This window comes from Hyphomicrobium sp. CS1GBMeth3, from assembly GCF_900117455.1.
In the GTDB taxonomy this organism is placed as follows: domain Bacteria; phylum Pseudomonadota; class Alphaproteobacteria; order Rhizobiales; family Hyphomicrobiaceae; genus Hyphomicrobium_C.
Map to the genome: position 1 here is coordinate 584,558 of NZ_FPHO01000002.1, position 17,350 is coordinate 601,907.

Annotated in this window: 20 protein-coding genes; 13 read left to right on the top strand and 7 right to left on the bottom strand. The window is 65.6% G+C overall.

Features of this window, described 5'->3' with window-relative positions:
• Positions 1 to 14: 14 nt before the first annotated feature.
• Positions 15 to 764, top strand: coding sequence for a queuosine precursor transporter (locus CS1GBM3_RS02815; RefSeq protein WP_244534532.1), 750 nt, complete (start codon positions 15 to 17; stop codon positions 762 to 764).
• A gap of 38 nt (positions 765 to 802) precedes the next feature.
• On the opposite strand, the gene CS1GBM3_RS02820 is transcribed toward CS1GBM3_RS02815, so the two are convergent.
• From CS1GBM3_RS02820 to CS1GBM3_RS02830, 3 genes are all read right to left on the bottom strand, one after another.
• Positions 803 to 1,345 carry a Dps family protein gene (locus CS1GBM3_RS02820; RefSeq protein WP_072391106.1) on the bottom strand — a complete coding sequence of 181 codons (543 nt, stop codon included), beginning with the start codon at positions 1,343 to 1,345 and terminating at the stop codon, positions 803 to 805.
• 126 nt (positions 1,346 to 1,471) lie between these two features.
• Positions 1,472 to 2,194, bottom strand: coding sequence for a 7-cyano-7-deazaguanine synthase QueC (gene queC / locus CS1GBM3_RS02825; protein ID WP_072391109.1), 723 nt, complete (start codon positions 2,192 to 2,194; stop codon positions 1,472 to 1,474).
• Position 2,195: 1 nt separating this feature from the next.
• A complete protein-coding gene (locus CS1GBM3_RS02830) occupies positions 2,196 to 2,558 on the bottom strand; it encodes a GFA family protein (protein ID WP_072391112.1) in 363 nt (120 codons plus the stop codon).
• Positions 2,559 to 2,722: 164 nt separating this feature from the next.
• On the opposite strand from CS1GBM3_RS02830, the gene eno reads away from it, so the two are divergent.
• The 9 genes from eno (at position 2,723) to CS1GBM3_RS02875 (ending at position 10,077) form a co-directional block, all read left to right on the top strand.
• On the top strand, positions 2,723 to 4,012 hold the full coding sequence (eno, locus tag CS1GBM3_RS02835) for a phosphopyruvate hydratase (protein WP_072391115.1): 1,290 nt from the start codon (positions 2,723 to 2,725) through the stop codon (positions 4,010 to 4,012).
• A gap of 153 nt (positions 4,013 to 4,165) precedes the next feature.
• Positions 4,166 to 4,441 carry an FtsB family cell division protein gene (locus CS1GBM3_RS02840; protein WP_244534533.1) on the top strand — a complete coding sequence of 92 codons (276 nt, stop codon included), beginning with the start codon at positions 4,166 to 4,168 and terminating at the stop codon, positions 4,439 to 4,441.
• A gap of 209 nt (positions 4,442 to 4,650) precedes the next feature.
• Positions 4,651 to 5,643: a thiamine pyrophosphate-dependent enzyme gene (locus CS1GBM3_RS02845; RefSeq protein WP_072391120.1), complete on the top strand. Its 993-nt coding sequence runs from the start codon at positions 4,651 to 4,653 to the stop codon at positions 5,641 to 5,643.
• A gap of 4 nt (positions 5,644 to 5,647) precedes the next feature.
• A complete protein-coding gene (locus CS1GBM3_RS02850) occupies positions 5,648 to 6,982 on the top strand; it encodes a transketolase C-terminal domain-containing protein (protein ID WP_072391123.1) in 1,335 nt (444 codons plus the stop codon).
• 252 nt (positions 6,983 to 7,234) lie between these two features.
• Positions 7,235 to 7,675 carry a hypothetical protein gene (locus CS1GBM3_RS02855; RefSeq protein WP_072391126.1) on the top strand — a complete coding sequence of 147 codons (441 nt, stop codon included), beginning with the start codon at positions 7,235 to 7,237 and terminating at the stop codon, positions 7,673 to 7,675.
• Positions 7,676 to 7,867: 192 nt separating this feature from the next.
• Positions 7,868 to 8,173 (top strand): hypothetical protein, encoded by a 306-nt coding sequence (locus CS1GBM3_RS02860; protein ID WP_072391129.1) that lies wholly within the window; start codon positions 7,868 to 7,870, stop codon positions 8,171 to 8,173.
• 147 nt (positions 8,174 to 8,320) lie between these two features.
• On the top strand, positions 8,321 to 8,608 hold the full coding sequence (locus tag CS1GBM3_RS02865; RefSeq protein WP_083566990.1) for a hypothetical protein: 288 nt from the start codon (positions 8,321 to 8,323) through the stop codon (positions 8,606 to 8,608).
• 62 nt (positions 8,609 to 8,670) lie between these two features.
• A complete protein-coding gene (gene lipA / locus CS1GBM3_RS02870) occupies positions 8,671 to 9,609 on the top strand; it encodes a lipoyl synthase (RefSeq protein ID WP_244534579.1) in 939 nt (312 codons plus the stop codon).
• Positions 9,610 to 9,618: 9 nt separating this feature from the next.
• Positions 9,619 to 10,077: a type II toxin-antitoxin system RatA family toxin gene (locus CS1GBM3_RS02875; protein ID WP_072391135.1), complete on the top strand. Its 459-nt coding sequence runs from the start codon at positions 9,619 to 9,621 to the stop codon at positions 10,075 to 10,077.
• Positions 10,078 to 10,086: 9 nt separating this feature from the next.
• Here CS1GBM3_RS02875 and CS1GBM3_RS02880 read toward each other — a convergent pair whose 3' ends face one another.
• The 4 genes from CS1GBM3_RS02880 to CS1GBM3_RS02895 all read right to left on the bottom strand — a co-directional run bounded on the left by CS1GBM3_RS02880 (position 10,087) and on the right by CS1GBM3_RS02895 (position 13,424).
• Entirely contained in the window at positions 10,087 to 10,890 is an 804-nt protein-coding gene (locus CS1GBM3_RS02880; RefSeq protein ID WP_244534534.1) for a pentapeptide repeat-containing protein, read from the bottom strand.
• Positions 10,891 to 10,986: 96 nt separating this feature from the next.
• Positions 10,987 to 11,481, bottom strand: a complete 495-nt coding sequence (locus tag CS1GBM3_RS02885; protein ID WP_072391138.1) for a CinA family protein — start codon at positions 11,479 to 11,481, stop codon at positions 10,987 to 10,989.
• Positions 11,482 to 11,612: 131 nt separating this feature from the next.
• Entirely contained in the window at positions 11,613 to 12,140 is a 528-nt protein-coding gene (locus CS1GBM3_RS02890) for a MarR family winged helix-turn-helix transcriptional regulator (RefSeq protein WP_244534535.1), read from the bottom strand.
• A gap of 84 nt (positions 12,141 to 12,224) precedes the next feature.
• Complete coding sequence (locus tag CS1GBM3_RS02895; protein ID WP_072391141.1) at positions 12,225 to 13,424, bottom strand: bifunctional 2-C-methyl-D-erythritol 4-phosphate cytidylyltransferase/2-C-methyl-D-erythritol 2,4-cyclodiphosphate synthase; 1,200 nt, start codon at positions 13,422 to 13,424, stop codon at positions 12,225 to 12,227.
• Between the two features lie 176 nt (positions 13,425 to 13,600).
• Here CS1GBM3_RS02895 and dusB point away from each other — a divergent pair, with 176 nt between their 5' ends.
• Genes dusB through ntrC form a run of 3 tightly spaced genes read left to right on the top strand, consistent with a single transcriptional unit; the run spans position 13,601 to position 17,237 of the window.
• Positions 13,601 to 14,617 carry a tRNA dihydrouridine synthase DusB gene (dusB, locus tag CS1GBM3_RS02900; RefSeq protein ID WP_139247825.1) on the top strand — a complete coding sequence of 339 codons (1,017 nt, stop codon included), beginning with the start codon at positions 13,601 to 13,603 and terminating at the stop codon, positions 14,615 to 14,617.
• Positions 14,618 to 14,673: 56 nt separating this feature from the next.
• Entirely contained in the window at positions 14,674 to 15,786 is a 1,113-nt protein-coding gene (locus CS1GBM3_RS02905; protein ID WP_083567250.1) for a two-component system sensor histidine kinase NtrB, read from the top strand.
• Positions 15,787 to 15,791: 5 nt separating this feature from the next.
• On the top strand, positions 15,792 to 17,237 hold the full coding sequence (gene ntrC / locus CS1GBM3_RS02910) for a nitrogen regulation protein NR(I) (RefSeq protein ID WP_072391150.1): 1,446 nt from the start codon (positions 15,792 to 15,794) through the stop codon (positions 17,235 to 17,237).
• Positions 17,238 to 17,350 lie beyond the last annotated feature (113 nt).

The window sequence follows — 17,350 nt, forward strand, 5'->3', positions numbered from 1 at the left end:
GCGCATGCCTGCGAGTGATCCGCAGCAATCGGCTTCTCGTGGGGCGCGACGACCTGATGGCGACGACGAGCCGGTCCTACCGCTACTACGATCTCGTCATGGCGGCGTTCGTCACGGTGCTTGTCTGCTCGAACCTCATCGGGCCCGCGAAGATCGCCCAAGTCGACGTTCCCGGCATCGGTTCCTACGTCTTCGGCGCGGGCGTTCTGTTCTTTCCCATCTCATACATCTTCGGCGACATCCTGACCGAGGTCTACGGCTACGCGCGGGCACGCCGCGTGATCTGGACAGGCTTTGCGGCGCTGTTCTTCGCGTCCATCATGGCGAGCGTCGTCGTGGCGTTGCCGCCGGCGCCGTTCTGGGAGCATCAGGCGGCCTACGAGGTTGCGTTCGGGAACGCGTGGCGCATCGTGGCGGCGTCGATGGTCGCCTACTTCTGCGGTGAGTTTGTCAACTCGTTCGTGCTCGCCAAGATGAAGGTAGCCCAGCGCGGCAAGCATCTCTGGAAGCGCACCATCGGATCGACGATTGCAGGAGAGGCCGTCGACAGCGCGCTGTTCTATCCACTCGCCTTCTACGGCACCGGCATCATTCCGAACGAGGCGCTGCCGATCGTCATGGTGGCTCAGTTTTTCACCAAGACCATGGTCGAGGTCGTGTTCACGCCGGTGACATACAAGGTGGTCGCGTTCCTGAAGCGTGCGGAAGGCGTGGACTATTACGACCGCAACACGGACTTCAATCCGTTCAAACTCGAGCCGTAGAGCTCTCCCCATCGCGTTCGATGGGGAGAGGGCGAGGCTCAATGGCCGGCGATCTCGCGGCGGCTGATCTCGAACAGGAACCAGTGGCGGCGCTCGCTTTCGTCGATCCAGTTCTCAAGCAGGCTCGCGGTCGCCACATCGTTGTGCTCATCGGCGAGGTCGTGCACCGCGCGCAGGCGGCCGATGAGATCCTTGTTGTCGTCGCGCAGCTCGGCGATCATGTCGAGCGGATCGACGTAGTCGGCGTCGTTGTCCTTCACGCGCTGCAGCCTCGCGATCTGCCCGATGGACCGAATCGTCGTGCCGCCGATCTTGCGCACGCGCTCGGCTATGTCGTCGGTCATGGCGAAGATCTGGTCGCCCTGCTCGTCAAGCAGCAGATGGTAGTCGCGGAAGTGCGGCCCGCTTACGTGCCAATGGAAGTTCTTGGTCTTGAGATACAACGCAAAGACATCGGCGAGCAGCTCGTTGAGGGCGCCGCTCAAGTCGCGCACGGCGTTGTCGCCCAGGTCGCTGGGGGTGGTGAGGGGCGCCTTGCGGCGCTCCGCGGCTTTCTTGAGATCGATCTTCGTCTCGGCCATGGGGAAAGCTCCATCGGGTTGGAAGGGGTGCCCGTAAGGTAGGAACCGTCCCGTGCGAAATGAAGCATCCCTATTCTTTGGTTGAGGCAAATTGGCCGTTAACGGAGCAGGAAGCTTCGTTGTCGCTCACGCTGTTTGAGCAGGATGCGCATGAGCTGCTTGCCACATTTCCCAGCCCTTGGCGCGAAGCTCGCAGGCGGGGCATGTGCCGCAACCCCAGCCCCAGTCGTGGTGGTGCGTACGGTCGCCGAGATAGCAGGTGTGGGTCTCCTCACGGATGAGGTCTACGAGCGCGCGGCCGCCAAGCTCGTCGGCCAGCGCCCAGGTGCCGGCCTTGTCGATGAACATGAGCGGCGTTTCGATCGAGAACGGCTTGTCGAGGCCGAGGGAGAGGGTCTCCTGTTGCGCGCGCATGGTGGTGGCACGACAGTCGGGATAGCCTGAGTAGTCGGTTTCGCACATGCCGCCGACGAGGCTCGCGATGCCGCGGCGGTAGGCGACGGCCGCCGCATAGGTGAGGAACAGAAGGTTGCGCCCGGGGACAAAGGTCGAGGGGAGGCCCGCCTCGGTCATCTCGATTTCGGTCTCGCGCGTAAGGGCGGTCTCGCTGATGCGCGAGAGCTCGGGTAGGGCGATCACGTGATCCGGGCCGAGCTTGGCGCCCCAGTCGGGGAAGGCACGGCGCAAGGCCTCTCGCACGACGGTGCGCTGTGTCAGCTCGACCGCGTGGCGTTGGCCATAGTCGAAGCCGACGGTTTCGACGCGCCCGAAACGCGCCAGAGCCCAGGCCAGGCAGACCGTCGAATCCTGGCCACCGGAAAACAGAACGAGGGCGCTGTCCGCGGGCATGTCAGAGGCTCTTTCCGTCGAACGGTGTAATGGCGAGCGTGTCTGGATCTATCTCCTCGATACAGCGGACGTTGAGCGCAACCATCTCGGTGCCGTCGGGCATCGTGCCGCGCCCGAAGCTGCCGATGCCGCAGGTGCGGCAGAAGAGATGGTGAATGACTTTCTGGCCAAACTGGTAGTCGGCGATCCGGTCCTCGCCGGACTCGAGCTTGAAGTTCTGCGCCGGGATGAAGGCGAGAAGGCCGCCGAACCTGCGGCAGTAGGAGCAATTGCAGCTCATGGCTTCCGCGATGGGCGCGCTCCTCGCCTCATAACGGATTGCGCCGCAATGACAGGAGCCATGGTAGGTCTGCTGCTCGCTCAAGGGATTGTCCTCGCTCTGATTGCGATCGTCCTGCCCAGGGTGGGTAGGGGTGCCTACCCGATGGGGGCTTTCCGGGGCGGGCGAACCCGGTTACAACTCCGCGCGCCGCGGCCACGATCCTCCCACAAAATGCTTTTGTCCATCAGACTCCCAAGGAAACACCCATGACTGCCATTGTCGACATTCTCGGCCGCGAAATTCTGGACAGCCGCGGCAATCCGACCGTCGAGGTCGACGTGATGCTCGAGGATGGCTCCATGGGCCGCGCGGCGGTGCCATCTGGTGCTTCGACGGGCGCGCACGAGGCCAACGAGCTGCGTGATGGCGATAAGGCGCGCTACCTCGGCAAGGGCGTGCTGAAGGCCGTTGACGCTGTCAATGGCGAGATCTCGGACGCGCTCCTGGGTCTCGATGCCGAGGACCAGCGTGGGCTCGACGCGGCGATGATCGCTCTCGACGGTACGAAGAACAAGGGTCGTCTTGGTGCCAATGCCATTCTCGGTGTCTCGCTCGCCGCGGCGAAGGCGGCCGCCGAAGCGTCGGGGCTATCGCTCTACCGCTATGTGGGTGGCGCCTCGGCGCACGTGCTGCCGGTGCCGATGATGAACATCGTCAACGGCGGCGCGCACGCCGACAACCCGATCGACATCCAAGAATTCATGATCATGCCGGTCGCGGCCGAAAGCTGTGCGGATGCGATCCGGATCGGCGCCGAGATTTTCCACACGCTCAAGAAGGCGCTGAAGGACGCTGGCCACAACACCGGCATCGGCGACGAGGGTGGCTTTGCGCCGAACCTGAAGAGCGCCGATGAAGCGCTCGGCTTCATCATGAAGTCCATCGAGAAGGCTGGCTACAAGCCTGGCGATGACGTCGTGCTGGCGCTCGATTGCGCTTCGACCGAGTTCTACAAGAATGGCAAGTACGAGCTCGCAGGCGAGGGCAAGAGCCTCGATAGCGCCGGCATGGCGCGCTATCTTGAGGATCTCGTCTCGCGCTATCCGATCATCTCGATCGAGGACGGCATGGCGGAGGACGATTGGGAGGGCTGGAAGGGCCTGACGGATGCCATCGGGCGCAACGTGCAGCTCGTCGGCGACGACCTTTTCGTCACCAACACCGAGCGGCTCGCGCGCGGCATCAAGGCTCAGACCGGCAACTCGATCCTGGTCAAGGTCAACCAGATCGGCACGCTGACCGAGACGCTGGACGCCGTCTCGATGGCCCAGCGCGCGGGCTACACCGCTGTGATGTCGCATCGCTCGGGCGAGACCGAGGACTCGACGATCGCGGACCTCGCGGTTGCCACCAACTGCGGGCAGATCAAAACCGGATCGCTTTCTCGATCGGACCGGCTCGCGAAGTACAACCAGCTCATCCGTATCGAGGGCGAGCTCGGGGACGTCGCCCGCTACGCGGGCAAGAGCATCCTGCGCGGCGACCGCGCGGTCTGATCCCCTCAAGGCGGCCGCAGCGAGGCTTTACCTCGTTTTAAGGAGCCGGGTCCTATAGTCCTTCTGTTCCCGGTTCTTTTAACGCGTAACGTCGAACAATCCGTGCTGCGTCAGCCCCTATATGATCGGCGAGCCAAGCTCCGGCAGGCGTTGGTGTTGCTTCTCTGCCTGGCGTTGACGGCATATTTCGCCTTTCACACGATCAAGGGCCGCCACGGCCTCGATGCGCGGGACAAACTGCTTGAGCGCGAAAGTGCTCTTGAGTTTGAGATCCAGAGCCTCGAGGCCGTGCGCGCCAAGCTTTCGCGCGATGTGGCGCTGCTCCGGCCCGATCTTCCCGATCCCGACTTCGTGCAAGAAATCGCCCGTGAGGTTCTCGGTTTCGCGAACCCGCGCGACCGCGTGGTCATGACGCCACCGCCGGGTTGACCCCGAGGGGTCGGCGAGGCTTTTGCGCCGCTAAGCTGCCACAGGTCTCAGCCAGGAAGCGCTGGGCAAAGCGACTCGCGCGACGCTGCAGTGCAGCACAGGCGGGCGCTGGCCTGCGGGCCGCCGCGTCGTGTAGATTTCAATGTGCTCTGGCATGTTACCGCTGGCGGCAGGCGTTTTCACATAGTCGCGACGGGCAAGGAGAAGACATGACGGCAGGCGCGTTCGGTCCGATCGACGTGGAGGACGCGATGTTCTCCGCAGAGGAGGACATTGCCGCCTACCGCAGCATGCTGCTGATCCGGCGGTTCGAGGAGAAGGCCGGACAGCTTTACGCGTTGCAGGCGATCCATGGCCCTTGCCCGCTTTGCATTGGGCAGGAGGCGTCCATCGTCGGCATGTTGATGGAAGCGTTTCCCACCGACCCGGTTGTCACCGGATACCGCACGCATGGGGCGCTGTTGGCGCGCGGCGCCGATCCTGAGCTTCTGATGTCGGAGCTGACGGGGCGCAGCAGTGGGCTCGCCGGCGGCAAGGGCGGCACGACGCGGATGTTCGCGCCCGAGCACGAGTTCTATGGCGGGCATGGCAGCGCCGGGCTTGGCGCGCCAATCGGTGCGGGACTGGCGTTTGCCTCGCGCTATCGGCGCGACAATGCCGTGACGCTGTGCTTCTTCGGCGACGGTGCGGCCGGACGAGGGCGCGTGCTGGAGACGTACAAGCTTGCGGCGCGCTGGTTGCTGCCGATCGTGTTCATCGTCGACAACAATACAGCGGCGCCGGGGGGCAGCGTGGTGCTCGGCTCGGTGCCGTCTGCGATCTCCGAAAGCGGCCGACCGTTCGCCATTCCCGGCGAGCAGGTGGACGGCATCGACGTGCGTCGGGTCCGTGCGGCTGGGCGGCGCGCCATCGAGCGCGCGCGTCGCGGCGACGGTCCGACGGTGCTCGAGATGCTAACCTATCGCTATCGCGGTCATGGCGGCATGCCGGCGCGCATCAGCGGAGGAGTTGAGCGCCGGCTCGAGGATGCGGATCCCGTGGTCAAGGCGCGGGCGCGCATTCTCACCTCGGGTTTGCTGACGGAGCGCGAGCTCAAGGCGCTGGAGAAAGAAATCCGCGAAACGGTCGCTGCTGCGGCCGCAGCGGCGCGCGCGGCGCCTCATCCCGATGGCGACGACCTTCTGGCGTCGGTGGAGGCATAGCGCCATGCGCCGCGAAATCCTCATGCCGTCCGTAACGCCCGCGATGACCGATGCCAAGGTTTCGCGCTGGCACGTGGCTGAAGGCCAGGACGTGGCGGCGGGAGATCTTCTGGTCGAAGTCGCGACGCCGACGGCGACGCTCGAGATCGAGGCCGAAGATGAGGGGCGTGTCGAGCGCATCCTGGTGCCGGCCGGCACCGAGGGCGTTCGGGTCAACACGCCGCTTGCCATCCTGCTCGCAGCAGCACGCGAGCGGCGGGCACGCAACGCCGGCCTCGCGCAGCCGGTGACGTTTGCGGGGCTCGGGGATCTGGCGCCTGACGACGTGCTGCCGGTTCACGCTTCTGCTGGTGCGCGGGAGGGACAAGGGCAAAGCTACCGCGAGGCGCTGCGCGATGCGCTCGCGGCCGAGATGCGCGCCGACCCATCGGTGTTTCTGATCGGCGTCGACGTGGCGCAGAACCGCGGCGCGCAGCGCGTCGCGCAGGGTCTGCTCGACACGTTCGGATCGTCACGTGTGGTTTCGGCGCCGGCGTTCGACGAAGCGCTGATCGGTACGGCCTTGGGTGCCGCCTTTGCCGGTTTGCGCCCCGTGATCGAGGTGACGCATTGGGGACGGGCGCTGGACGTGCTCGGGCCCTACCTCACGAGTGCCGCGCAGACGTTCTACCTGTCGGGCGGCCGCCTCTGCGTGCCGATCGTCTTCCGTGGGCCCAACGGAGGCTCGCCGGGGGCCACCGGGGAGGACGCGCGCTGTGTTGCTGCTGCGCTGGCGCAAATACCGGGCCTCAGGGTAGTACAGCCGGCCACCGCCGCGACGGCCAGGGCGCTGTTGAGCGCGGCCATCCGCGATCCGGGTCCGGTGGCGGTGCTGGAGGACGAGCGGCTTTATGCGCTGCGTGACACGGGGCCGAGGCTGGACGTTACCCGCATCGGCGCTGCCCGCATTGCGCGCGCCGGACGCGACGTCACGATCGCGGCGGCGGGTCATACGCTCATCGTCGTGCTCGAAGCAGCCGGTGCGCTCTCACGCGCCGGGATCGAGTGCGAGGTGATCGACCTCATGTCGGTGCGTCCGCTGGACCGCGAGAGTGTGACCGCTTCCGTCATGCGTACGGGCCGGCTGGTAACGGTCGAGGACGGCTGGGGCGACCTTGGCATTGGCGCTGAGCTTGTCGCATCGGTTGCCGAGCGCGCGTTCGAGACTCTGCGTGCCGCGCCGCTTCGCATTGCCGGCGCCAGCGTGCCAATGCCCTATGCGCTCGAGCTACAGGCTGAAGCGGTGCCGGACGCTAAGCGTATCGCCGGTGCCGTGGCTGCTCTGGTGCGGGGCGGCTGAGCACGGCCGCGCTTGCGATTCCGCACGGGGTTGCCGCCACTTATGATCGCTGCAGAGCTTTCCCGCTCGCTTGCCGTCATCGCATGTGGCGCGCCGGCCACGCGATTTTGCTTTCCACAGATTCGGTCCTGTCAATTCAGGTCGTGCACGGGCATTTTAGTGTCGCCTCCTTGTGAGGGGCCGCTTCTCGACCGTAGACCAGAGAAACGTACAGGCAACACACGTCGCCTCAAGTACGCCACGGGGGACACCATGCAGACAACGTCAGCGAAACTCGCCCTTGCGATCGGCGGCGCCCTGCTGCTCGCCGGCTGCTCGTCGAGCAGCGGACTGTTCGGAAATGCACTCACCACGCAGTCGATCTCGACCTCGCCCAACGGCACGGCCGTTGCTGCGGGCAAGGTGGATCCGACTTGCACCGCGCTGGCCCAGCGTATCGAGACGCTGCGTTCCGACGGGCTGACGGAGCGCCTTGAGAAGGCGGGCACCGGCAAGTCCTCGACGGTGTCGGTGAAGCGGGACTCGCTCGCCAAGGCAGCTGAACTCGACAAGGCGAATGCGGAATTTCAGGCTAAGTGCTCGACCGTGCCGCGCCCGGTCCAGCAGGCTGCAGCCTCTACGGCTCCGGCCGGCGCTTCGGCAGGGTCCGCCCCAGCCACAGCAGCACCGCCAATTGTCGTTCAGCAGCGCTAGTGCGTCAGCCTGTCGTCTCGCTGTGTGGCTCTGATCAGCATTTATTCACGACGAACTTTACAACGTCGTAATCTGCTGCATCACAGCCACACTTTTGCGCGAATGGGCTGGGATGAGCGGCCAGGGGTTCAATAGCTCCGTAGAAAAATCTAACGTACTGCTCCGATTTGTTCTCGAAAGGACTACTGGATCATGACTGCGAGGGTGGTGCGCGGCGGCCCGTTTCGTCTTGCTCTGCTCAGCGCCGCGATGGCGGCTGCGCTGACAGGCGGATGCGCATCCGGAGGCGGCCCTGGCGGTCCGAGCAAGAAGGCCCTCGCCAACGGCGAGAGCTGCGGCTCGATCAAACAGCAGCTCAATAAGCTCGACGCGCGTGGCGTCCCGGCATCCGTGCAGGCCCAGGCGGCCGGTAAAAAGATCAGCGGGCAGCAGAAAGCCGACGCCGATCTCTATAACCAGCTCCTCAACGACTATCTCGGCGCGCGCTGCCACGTCTGAGGCGGGTGGCGGTTCAATCGCTCAACTCAGGGCTGCCCCGATGGGCCGGATAGCGGTTCCCGTCGGTTCGCGCTAGGTATGCGCCGTCGCTCCGCGAGAGCCAGGGGAAGACGGGGCAGGCGGAGCCAATCGCAAGGGGAGCCGACTATGGACTTCATGCAATTCATCAACGAGAACCCGAACCTCATCGTCATGGTCATCAACGGGCTCATCGCGGGCTGGCTCGCGGGGCTGTTGCTCGGCGGCGGCGGGTTAATCCGCAATTTGCTCGTGGGACTGATCGGCGCTGTGGTCGGCGGCTATCTGGTGTCCGCGGGCCTCCTGACGCTGCCGTATGATTTCGACTCCTACATTCCGTATGGTAACCAGATCGTGGTTTCGACGATTGGTGCGCTACTCGTCGTCATCGTGTCCCGGTTTCTCGGCGGACGCTGACAGAATGGTGGCAAGCGCTAGGGGCGTGCTCTAAGTATAAGCCTATGGTTACGCTTCTCGATATGCGCGGGCGGGGCGGCGGAGAACGGCCCCGACATCCGGAGAAGGCGCATCGGCCCGATAAACCGATGCTGCCGAAGCCGGATTGGATTCGCGTGCGCGCACCTGGCTCCGATGGCTTTCTGGCGACGCGGGCCATCGTGCGCGAGCACGGGCTGGCGACGGTGTGCGAGGAGGCGGGCTGCCCCAACATCGGCGAGTGCTGGCAGAAGCGCCATGCCACCATGATGATCATGGGGGACATCTGCACGCGTGCCTGCGCGTTCTGCAATGTGACGACGGGTCGGCCTCGGCCGCTGGATGGCGCCGAGCCGCAGCGTGTTGCCGACGCCGTGGCCGCGCTCGGACTTGAGCATGTCGTCATCACGTCCGTGGATCGCGACGATCTCGCGGACGGCGGTGCGGCGCATTTCGCGGCGGTCATCGAAGCGGTGCGCGCCAGCGCCCCGCAGACCAGCATCGAGGTGCTGATCCCGGACTTTCTGCGCAAGGACGGCGCGCTGGCTGAGGTCGTTGCGGCGTGCCCGGACGTGCTCAACCATAACCTCGAGACCGTGCCTGCGCTCTATGTGCGCGTCCGTCCCGGCGCGCGCTACTTTCACTCGCTTCGTCTCCTGCAGCAGGCGAAGGAGATGGACGCGTCGCTGTTCACCAAGTCCGGGCTGATGGTGGGGCTCGGGGAGACGCGCGACGAGATCCTGCAGGTCATGGATGATCTCAGGACGGCGGATGTCGACTTCCTGACCATCGGGCAGTACCTCGCGCCGTCGCGCAAGCACGCCGAGGTGAAGCGCTACATGCCGCCCGACGAGTTCGCGGAGCTGAAGCGGATTGCGGAGGCAAAAGGCTTCCTCGTCGTGGCGGCGAGCCCGATGACGCGCTCGTCGTATCACGCAGGCGATGATTTCCGCCGCCTCAAGGCGGCGCGCGCCGCGGGTTAGGACCTAGCCTTGCCAAGCTTCCGTACCGTCCGGCACGTTCCGTTCACGCAGCGCGAGATGTTCGATGTGGTGTCGGATGTCGAGCGCTATCCGGAATTCCTGCCGCTCTGTGAAGGGCTCGTCATTGCCGAGCGCAAAACGGGCGAGCGTGGCACCGAGCTCACGGCGACGATGACTGTTGGATACAAGTCGATCACCGAAGCGTTCACGACGCGCGTCACGCTCGATCCCGAAGCGAGCCTCATCACGGTGCGCAATCTCGACGGGCCGTTCTCGCATCTCGAGAACGAGTGGCGCTTCCTGCCCGCCGGATCCGGCTGCGACGTCCACTTCGCCATCTCTTACGCGTTCCGCTCGACGATGCTGTCGCTGATCGTCGGCGCCGCGTTCGACAAGGCCGTGCGCAGCTATACGCAGGCGTTCGAAGCGCGTGCACGGGCGCTTTATGGGCCTCGCGCCGAGGCGTGACCCCCCGGGCTAGTTGATGGCTTTGTCGCGGTTGCGGATCGTGGCCAGCCCGATCGCGGTGTCGAAGCCCTTGGCGCCTGAGATCCGCGTGCCATCGAGATCGGCGTTGCTGAGATCCGCTCCCGTGAGGTCGGCTCCCGTCAGGTCCGCTTGAGAGAGATCGGCGTTCTTCAGGATGGCGCCTTTGAGATTCGCGCCTTTGAGGTTCGCAAAGCGCAGCGAGACGTGGGTCAGGTTGGCACCGGTCAAATCGGCTGCGCTGAGGTCTGCGGATTCCAGTCGCGAGCGCCACATCATCTCGATGAAGCCGGTGTCGTTTTGGGGTGCCAGCGTCGCCCCTGACATGTGGGCGCCCGCGAAGCTCGCACCATTGAAGATGCCGAACAGGCGGGCCTTGGTGAGATCGGCGCCGGTGAAGCTCGGCGACTCGCCGCGGCCGGCTTCGAATGTGGTGGTCGTGGTGGGACGCAACAGGCTGGCGCCAGCTAGGTTGGCGCGATCGAAGCGCGCGCCGATGGCAACCACGCGGTCGAGCTTGGCTTGGCGCAGGTCGACGTCGGAGAGGTCCGCTCCGGATAGGTCGGCACCGAACAGGTTGGCTTCGCTCAGGCGCGCCTTCTTGAAGTGCAGCCCCGCGAGGTCGAGGCCCGCGAGATCGCGTTTACTGTAGTCGATCGGAGCCGTATCGGTGGCGCGGAACAACTCCTCCGTGACCTGGCGCGCCGTGAACTCGGCCCCCAGCGCTGGCCCGACGGCGAGCGAGAGCGCTGCGGCGCATGCGGCCGGAATGCTGTAGCGGGTCCAAGAGGTCACGAATGGCGCTCCATGGCAAAGAGGGCTCTTTCGGCAGCCAGCCTATCCGGCTGTGCGGCGGATATCCATCGCAAGCCTCGCCTCAGCTCAGTAAGCTCACGCGGCCAACGCCTGGTCCAGCATTTTGAGCGCCTCCGCAACGGTATGGCTTCGTACCTTGGAACGGCCGATGTCGCCGAAATGGAACTCGCGCACGAGGGTATCCGCTCCGGGCGCTGCCAGCCCGACGTAGACGAGCCCAACCGGCTTCGCTTCCGTTCCGCCGTCTGGCCCCGCGATGCCCGTTACGGCCAGCGTGACTTCGGCCGCGGATGCGCGGCGGGCTCCCGTGGTCATCGCGCCGGCCACCTCGGGGCTGACAGCCCCGTGACGCAGGAGAAGCTCGAAATCGACATTGAGCACGCCGACTTTGGCCGCGTTCGAATAGGTGACGAACCCGCGCTCGTAGACATCGGAGGCGCCGGGGATCTCCGTGAACAGCGCGGCGAGGAGACCACCGGTGCAACTTTCGGCCGTGGCCAGCTTCAGGCCGCGTGCCCGCAACTGGGCAAGCAACCGCTCTGCGTGCGAGATGAGCTCCGCTGAAAACATGATCGTGTCCCTAGAGATGCGAATGGAGTGATCCTAGACGTTCAACGCCCAGCCCCGGAAAGGGTTCGAGGCGCCCTTTGCGGAGCGCCTCGAGTTGATCGATCGGCAACACTCGTTGGGAGGGGCGTAGATCAGTCCGCGACCAGCTTCTCGGCGAGGCGCAGCAGGTCATCCAGCTTGGCGCGGGTCTCGACGCCCATCACTGCGACAGAGCGCGCTTGGGCCGCCTGCCAGACAGGGAAAGCGTCTTTCAGCACCACCTGACCCTTTGGCGTGAGGTGCAAGCCACGACCGCGCCGTCCTGCCGGCGGGTCCATGATGATCATGCCGAGTGCCAGGAGCCGCTTCAGGTTGCGCGACAGCGTGGACTTCTCGATGTCAAGCTCGTGGCCGATCTCGACGGCAGTAATGCCGTCGCGGGACGCGAGCTGCGCCAGCAGCGTGTACTGGCTCGCAGTGATGCCGAGCGGGCGCATGGCATCGTCGTAGAGTCGCGTGATGATGCGCGACAGCTGGCGGACGCGCGTTGCGAGGCACGTCGCCGCCGTGGTTTCGGCGATGTCGGAGATGTTCGCATTGCTGGTCTCGCCGGACTGAGGACGCTCGAGCGTGTGCATCAGGTTCATGGCGTGTGTCCCCCGGGAATCGCTTTTGGTCATACAACCACCTGTCTCCTGATGCCGCGATTCTGGCGAAGGGGTCAACGCAAGCTGGGCCGATGGATGTGAGAAATTGCGCCGGGGCTACACCGGTAGCAGCACCGTAGCCGAGGCCAGCGCGGCGATGCCTTCCTTGCGGCCCGTAAATCCAAGGCGCTCGGTGGTCGTCGCCTTCACCGCGACGCGGGTGACGTCGATCCCGAGCACCTCAGCGATGACGGCGCGCATGGCGTCCCGGTGCGGGCCGATGCGTGGCTCCTCGCAGAGGATGGTGACGTCGACGTTGGTGATACGGCCGCCGCGAGCGGCGATACGACGGGCGGCATCCTCCAGGAAGAGGCGCGAGGGGGCGCCCTTCCAGGCAGGATCGGAGGGCGGGAAATGCTGGCCGATGTCACCGTCTCCGATGGCGCCGAGGAGGGCGTCCGTCAGGGCGTGGAGGGGCGCGTCGGCATCCGAATGGCCGAGCAGGCCGCGGTCGTGGGGGATGCGCACGCCTGCGAGCCAGACGTGATCACCGTCGCAGAAGGCGTGGACGTCGAAGCCGGTGCCGATCCGTGGCTCGTAAGCCGGGGCGGCCGATCGCAGAAGCCGTTCGGCCATGGCCATGTCCTCCGCAGTCGTGATCTTGAGGTTTTGCGTCGAGCCCGCCACCAGCGCTACACCGAGCCCCGCCCATTCGGCGATGGCGGCGTCGTCTGTGAAGGCGAGCGGCGCGCCTTCAGCCGCGGCTCGTTGGTGGGCTGCCAAAATGGGGGCGAAGCGGAAACCTTGCGGGGTCTGGGCCCGCCAGAGCCCGGCGCGGGGCACCGTGTCTGCGATCGTGCCGCGGCCGGTGTCGCGTTTCAGGGTGTCGGCCAGGGGCTCGGCGGCGATCGCGCCATCGTGTGCGGCGAGCGCGGCGTGGACGCGCGCGATGACGTCGGGTGTCAGCAGTGGGCGGGCGGCGTCGTGGATCAGCACGAAATCCGGGGCGGCCGTTGCCAAGGCCTCAAGCCCGAGCCGGACGGAATCCTGGCGCGTAGCCCCGCCGGTCACTGGCGCGGTGAGGCGTGGCTCGTCCTTAGGAGCACCTGCCGCGTAAAGCTCGGCGTCATCGGGATGAATGACCACCGTGATGCTGGATACCAGCGGTGAGGCGCGAAAGGCCGCGATGGTGTGGGCAAGAACCGGGCAGCCGGCCAGCAGCGCATACTGCTTGGGCACGTCCTCGGGCCCGCGGCCCGCGCGGGTGCCGCGTCCGGCGGCAACGATCAGGGCGGCTGTTGTCACGGGTGGGCCCATACAGTCGGAAGTCGAATCGGCAGGGACTTAGCCTGTGGCGCGGCAATTCGGCAATTGCCTATCGACTGTTCGCGCTTGCGCTGGATTGGGAGCCAGAATATTGTGCCTAAATCCAAGGCACGTTAAATTCATGCCCAATATGTGGGCAGATACAGAGGTTCCGGCGCTTGGCCTGTATCAGAATTGGATCTCAAATATCTGTAAATTCAGTATTTCTCGCACCTATGACGGGTGTGAGCGATCTCCCGTTCCGGCGTCTCGTCCACGCTCAGGGAGCCGGTCTCGTCGTGTCCGAGATGGTCGCGAGTGCCGAGCTGGTCCAGAAGCGCGCAGACGTCGTCCGCCGGGCCGAGGGCAGCGGATTGAAGCCGTTTGTGATGCAACTCGTCGGGTGCGAGGCGCGCTGGATGGGCGAGGGGGCGCGCATCGCCGAGGCTAACGGCGCGGACATCATCGACATCAACATGGGCTGCCCGAGCCGCGAGGTGACGGGCAAGGCGTCCGGCTCGGCGCTGATGCGCAATCTCGATCAGGCGCTGGAACTGATCCGGGCGGTGGTCACTGCCGTGTCGGTTCCGGTCACGCTCAAGATGCGCCTCGGCTGGGACGAGCGCGCGCGCAATGCACCCGAACTCGCCCGTCGGGCGGAGGCCGAGGGCGTGCAGGCCGTTACCGTGCATGGCCGCACGCGTCAGCAGTTCTTCAAGGGGAAGGCGGATTGGTCGGCGGTGCGTCCGGTCAAGGAGGCCGTCTGTATCCCCGTGATCGTCAACGGCGACATCGCGACGGCTGGGGATGCGCGTGACGCGCTCGCGGCGTCGGGCGCCGATGCCGTCATGATCGGACGGGCCGCGTACGGCGCGCCATGGCTACCGGGTCGCGTCGCCGCTGCGCTCGATGGCGGCAGAGAAGGCGACGCGCCGGCGCTTGCCGAGCAGGGGCGGATCGCGCGCGGGCACGTGGAAGCGATGCTCGATCACTACGGCGCGTATCTCGGCCTGCGCAATGCGCGCAAGCACATGGGTTGGTATCTCGAGACAAGCGGGCATCGAGCAGCGACGCGCAAGGCATGGCGGCGCCAGATCTGCACCGAGGACGATCCAGTGCGCGCGTTGGGATTGCTGGAAGCGTTTTATGGGGATGCGCCCGAGCGCGACGTGCTCGGGCAGGATGCGTTGGAGGTTGCTGCGTGAGCAAGAGAGCCGTTGAGCGTCCGATCCCGTTTCGCAAGCCCGTCGTCGAGCACGATATGCTGCTCGGCGCGCTGCCGCATCCGATCCTGGTGATCGCCGACGACAACCGGATCGTCTACGGCAACGCGGCCTCAGAGGCTTTTCTCTCGACCAGCGCCACGATGATGACGCGCCTGCGTCTCGATGACGTGGTGGCCTTTGGTTGCCCGCTGCTGGCGCTCGTCGATCAGGTGCGGGACACGGGCTCAACGCTCAACGAGTACGGCGTCGAGATGGCGAGCCCGAAGTTCACGACGCCGAAGCTGGTCGATGTCTATGCTGGGCCCATGAACGACAGCGTGCAGCTCATTGTCATCATGCTGCAGCAGCGGACCATGGCGCAGATGATCGAGCGGCAGCTCACGCATCGCGCCGCGGCGCGCTCTGTTTCGGGCATGGCGGCGGTGCTCGCCCACGAGATCAAGAACCCGCTATCCGGAATCAAGGGCGCGGCGCAGCTCCTCGAGCAGAACCTTTCCGACGAGGACCGGGCGCTCTCCCAACTTATCTGCTCGGAGACGGAGCGCATCCGTAATCTGGTCAACCGTATGGAGGTATTCGGTGACGAGCGCCCGCTTTCGAAAGAGCCGGTCAACATCCACGACGTGCTGAATCACGTGCGCCGTCTCGCGGAGACGGGCTTTGCGCGCAACGTGCGCATCGTCGAGGATTACGATCCGTCGCTGCCGCCGGTTCCGGGCAATCGCGACAAGCTCGTGCAGGCCTTCCTCAACCTGATCAAGAATGCGGCCGAAGCGATCGGCGAGAACACGGACGGGCAGGGGCGCATCGTCATGCAGACGTCCTTCCGCCCTGGTGTGCGGCTGTCGGTTCCCGGAGCGGAGGCGCGCATCACGCTGCCCCTGATGATCCAGATAGAGGACAACGGGCCGGGGGTTCCCGACCACCTGAAGCCGCACCTCTTCGATCCCTTCGTCACTACCAAGCACAATGGCACCGGTCTCGGCCTTGCGCTCGTCGCCAAGATCATCGGCGATCACGGCGGCATCATCGAATGCGACAGCGAGGCCAATCGTACCGTGTTTCGTGTCCTCCTGCCGATGCAAGACCGCAGCCCCAAGATCGAGCCGTTCCGGCGGCAGATTCCAGCCAACGACAGGAGCAAATAGCACCCATGGCGCGTGGCACCATTCTCATCGCGGACGACGATACCGCTATCCGCACGGTTCTGAACCAGGCGTTGGCGCGCGCAGGCTATGCGCCGCGCGCGACCGGCAACGCGGCAACCCTCTGGCGCTGGGTCAGCCAGGGCGAAGGCGACGTGGTGATCACCGACGTGGTGATGCCCGACGAGAACGCCTTCGACCTCATTCCACGCATCAAGAAGGTGCGGCCTGAGCTCCCGATCATCGTCATGAGCGCGCAGAACACGCTGATGACGGCGCTGACGGCTGCCGAGAAGGGCGCCTACGAATACCTGCCGAAGCCCTTCGATCTGTCCGAGGTGGTCGCGGTCGTGAGCAGGGCCCTCGCCGGGCAGGGCCGGCGCCCGCGCACGACGACGGCCGAGATGGACAGCGAGGAGCTGCCGCTGATCGGCCGCTCTCCTGCGATGCAGGAGATCTACCGGGCATTGGCGCGGCTCACGCAGACCGATCTCACGGTCATGATCCAGGGCGAGAGCGGCACCGGCAAGGAGCTCGTGGCGCGCGTGCTGCACGACTACGGCAAGCGCCGGGCGGGGCCGTTCGTTGCCATCAACATGGCCGCCATTCCGCGCGAGTTAATCGAGAGCGAATTGTTCGGCCACGAGAAGGGGGCCTTTACCGGTGCGCAGACGCGTACGCCTGGCCGCTTCGAGCAGGCCGAGGGCGGCACGCTGTTCCTCGACGAGATCGGCGACATGCCGCTCGAAGCCCAGACGCGGCTTCTGCGCGTGCTGCAACAAGGCGAATATACAACTGTCGGCGGGCGCACGCCGATCAAGACCAACGTGCGCATCATCGCGGCAACGCACCGGGATCTGCGCTCGCAGATCCAGCAGGGGCTGTTCCGCGAGGACCTCTACTACCGCCTCAACGTGGTGCCGCTCAGGCTGCCGCCGCTGCGCGAGCGCGTCGAGGATATCGGCGATCTGGTGCGCCACTTCCTGCGCCAGGCGGCGCGCGAGGGCCTCGGCCAGAAATCCATCGAGACGGCGGCCATCGAGCGGCTCAAGGCCCATCCGTGGCCCGGAAACGTGCGCGAACTCGAGAACTTCGTGCGGCGTGTCGGGGCGCTCTATACGCAAGATACGCTGACGCAGCAGATCATCGACCAGGAGTTGGCCGAGGTTCTGCCCAAGCGCAGCGCGACGAGCGAGAGCGAGCCGAAGGACTTCTCCGAGATCGTCGAGCGGCACCTCGCTCAGTATTTTGCAAGCTTCGGCAAGGAGCTGCCGCCGCCGGGCCTCTATGACCGCGTCATCCGGCAGGTGGAGCATCCGCTGCTCTCGGCGGCGCTGGCGGCCACGCGCGGCAACCAGATCCGCGCCGCGGAGCTGCTCGGCCTCAACCGCAATACGCTGCGAAGCCGGATCAAGGCGCTCGACATCCGCGTGTTTCGCACGCCGATGCCGTAGGCGGCGAATCCTTTTCTCAGCCATTTTTTGGCCTGCGATACGCTCGAATACTGTGCCGGAGCCGTGCCCAGCGCTCCGGCACCTCATCCAATTTGGCAACAGATCGCGTGGCG

What these genes read in the sequence shown, in the direction of transcription:
- CS1GBM3_RS02820 (WP_072391106.1), bottom strand. Translation starts at nt 1,345, where the DNA reads ATGGCCGAGACGAAGATCGATCTCAAGAAAGCCGCGGAGCGCCGCAAG.
- queC (WP_072391109.1), bottom strand. Translation starts at nt 2,194, where the DNA reads ATGCCCGCGGACAGCGCCCTCGTTCTGTTTTCCGGTGGCCAGGATTCG.
- eno (WP_072391115.1), top strand. Translation starts at nt 2,723, where the DNA reads ATGACTGCCATTGTCGACATTCTCGGCCGCGAAATTCTGGACAGCCGC.
- CS1GBM3_RS02845 (WP_072391120.1), top strand. Translation starts at nt 4,651, where the DNA reads ATGACGGCAGGCGCGTTCGGTCCGATCGACGTGGAGGACGCGATGTTC.
- CS1GBM3_RS02850 (WP_072391123.1), top strand. Translation starts at nt 5,648, where the DNA reads ATGCGCCGCGAAATCCTCATGCCGTCCGTAACGCCCGCGATGACCGAT.
- CS1GBM3_RS02855 (WP_072391126.1), top strand. Translation starts at nt 7,235, where the DNA reads ATGCAGACAACGTCAGCGAAACTCGCCCTTGCGATCGGCGGCGCCCTG.
- CS1GBM3_RS02860 (WP_072391129.1), top strand. Translation starts at nt 7,868, where the DNA reads ATGACTGCGAGGGTGGTGCGCGGCGGCCCGTTTCGTCTTGCTCTGCTC.
- CS1GBM3_RS02865 (WP_083566990.1), top strand. Translation starts at nt 8,321, where the DNA reads ATGGACTTCATGCAATTCATCAACGAGAACCCGAACCTCATCGTCATG.
- lipA (WP_244534579.1), top strand. Translation starts at nt 8,671, where the DNA reads ATGCGCGGGCGGGGCGGCGGAGAACGGCCCCGACATCCGGAGAAGGCG.
- CS1GBM3_RS02885 (WP_072391138.1), bottom strand. Translation starts at nt 11,481, where the DNA reads ATGTTTTCAGCGGAGCTCATCTCGCACGCAGAGCGGTTGCTTGCCCAG.
- CS1GBM3_RS02890 (WP_244534535.1), bottom strand. Translation starts at nt 12,140, where the DNA reads ATGACCAAAAGCGATTCCCGGGGGACACACGCCATGAACCTGATGCAC.
- CS1GBM3_RS02895 (WP_072391141.1), bottom strand. Translation starts at nt 13,424, where the DNA reads ATGGGCCCACCCGTGACAACAGCCGCCCTGATCGTTGCCGCCGGACGC.
- CS1GBM3_RS02905 (WP_083567250.1), top strand. Translation starts at nt 14,674, where the DNA reads ATGCTGCTCGGCGCGCTGCCGCATCCGATCCTGGTGATCGCCGACGAC.
- ntrC (WP_072391150.1), top strand. Translation starts at nt 15,792, where the DNA reads ATGGCGCGTGGCACCATTCTCATCGCGGACGACGATACCGCTATCCGC.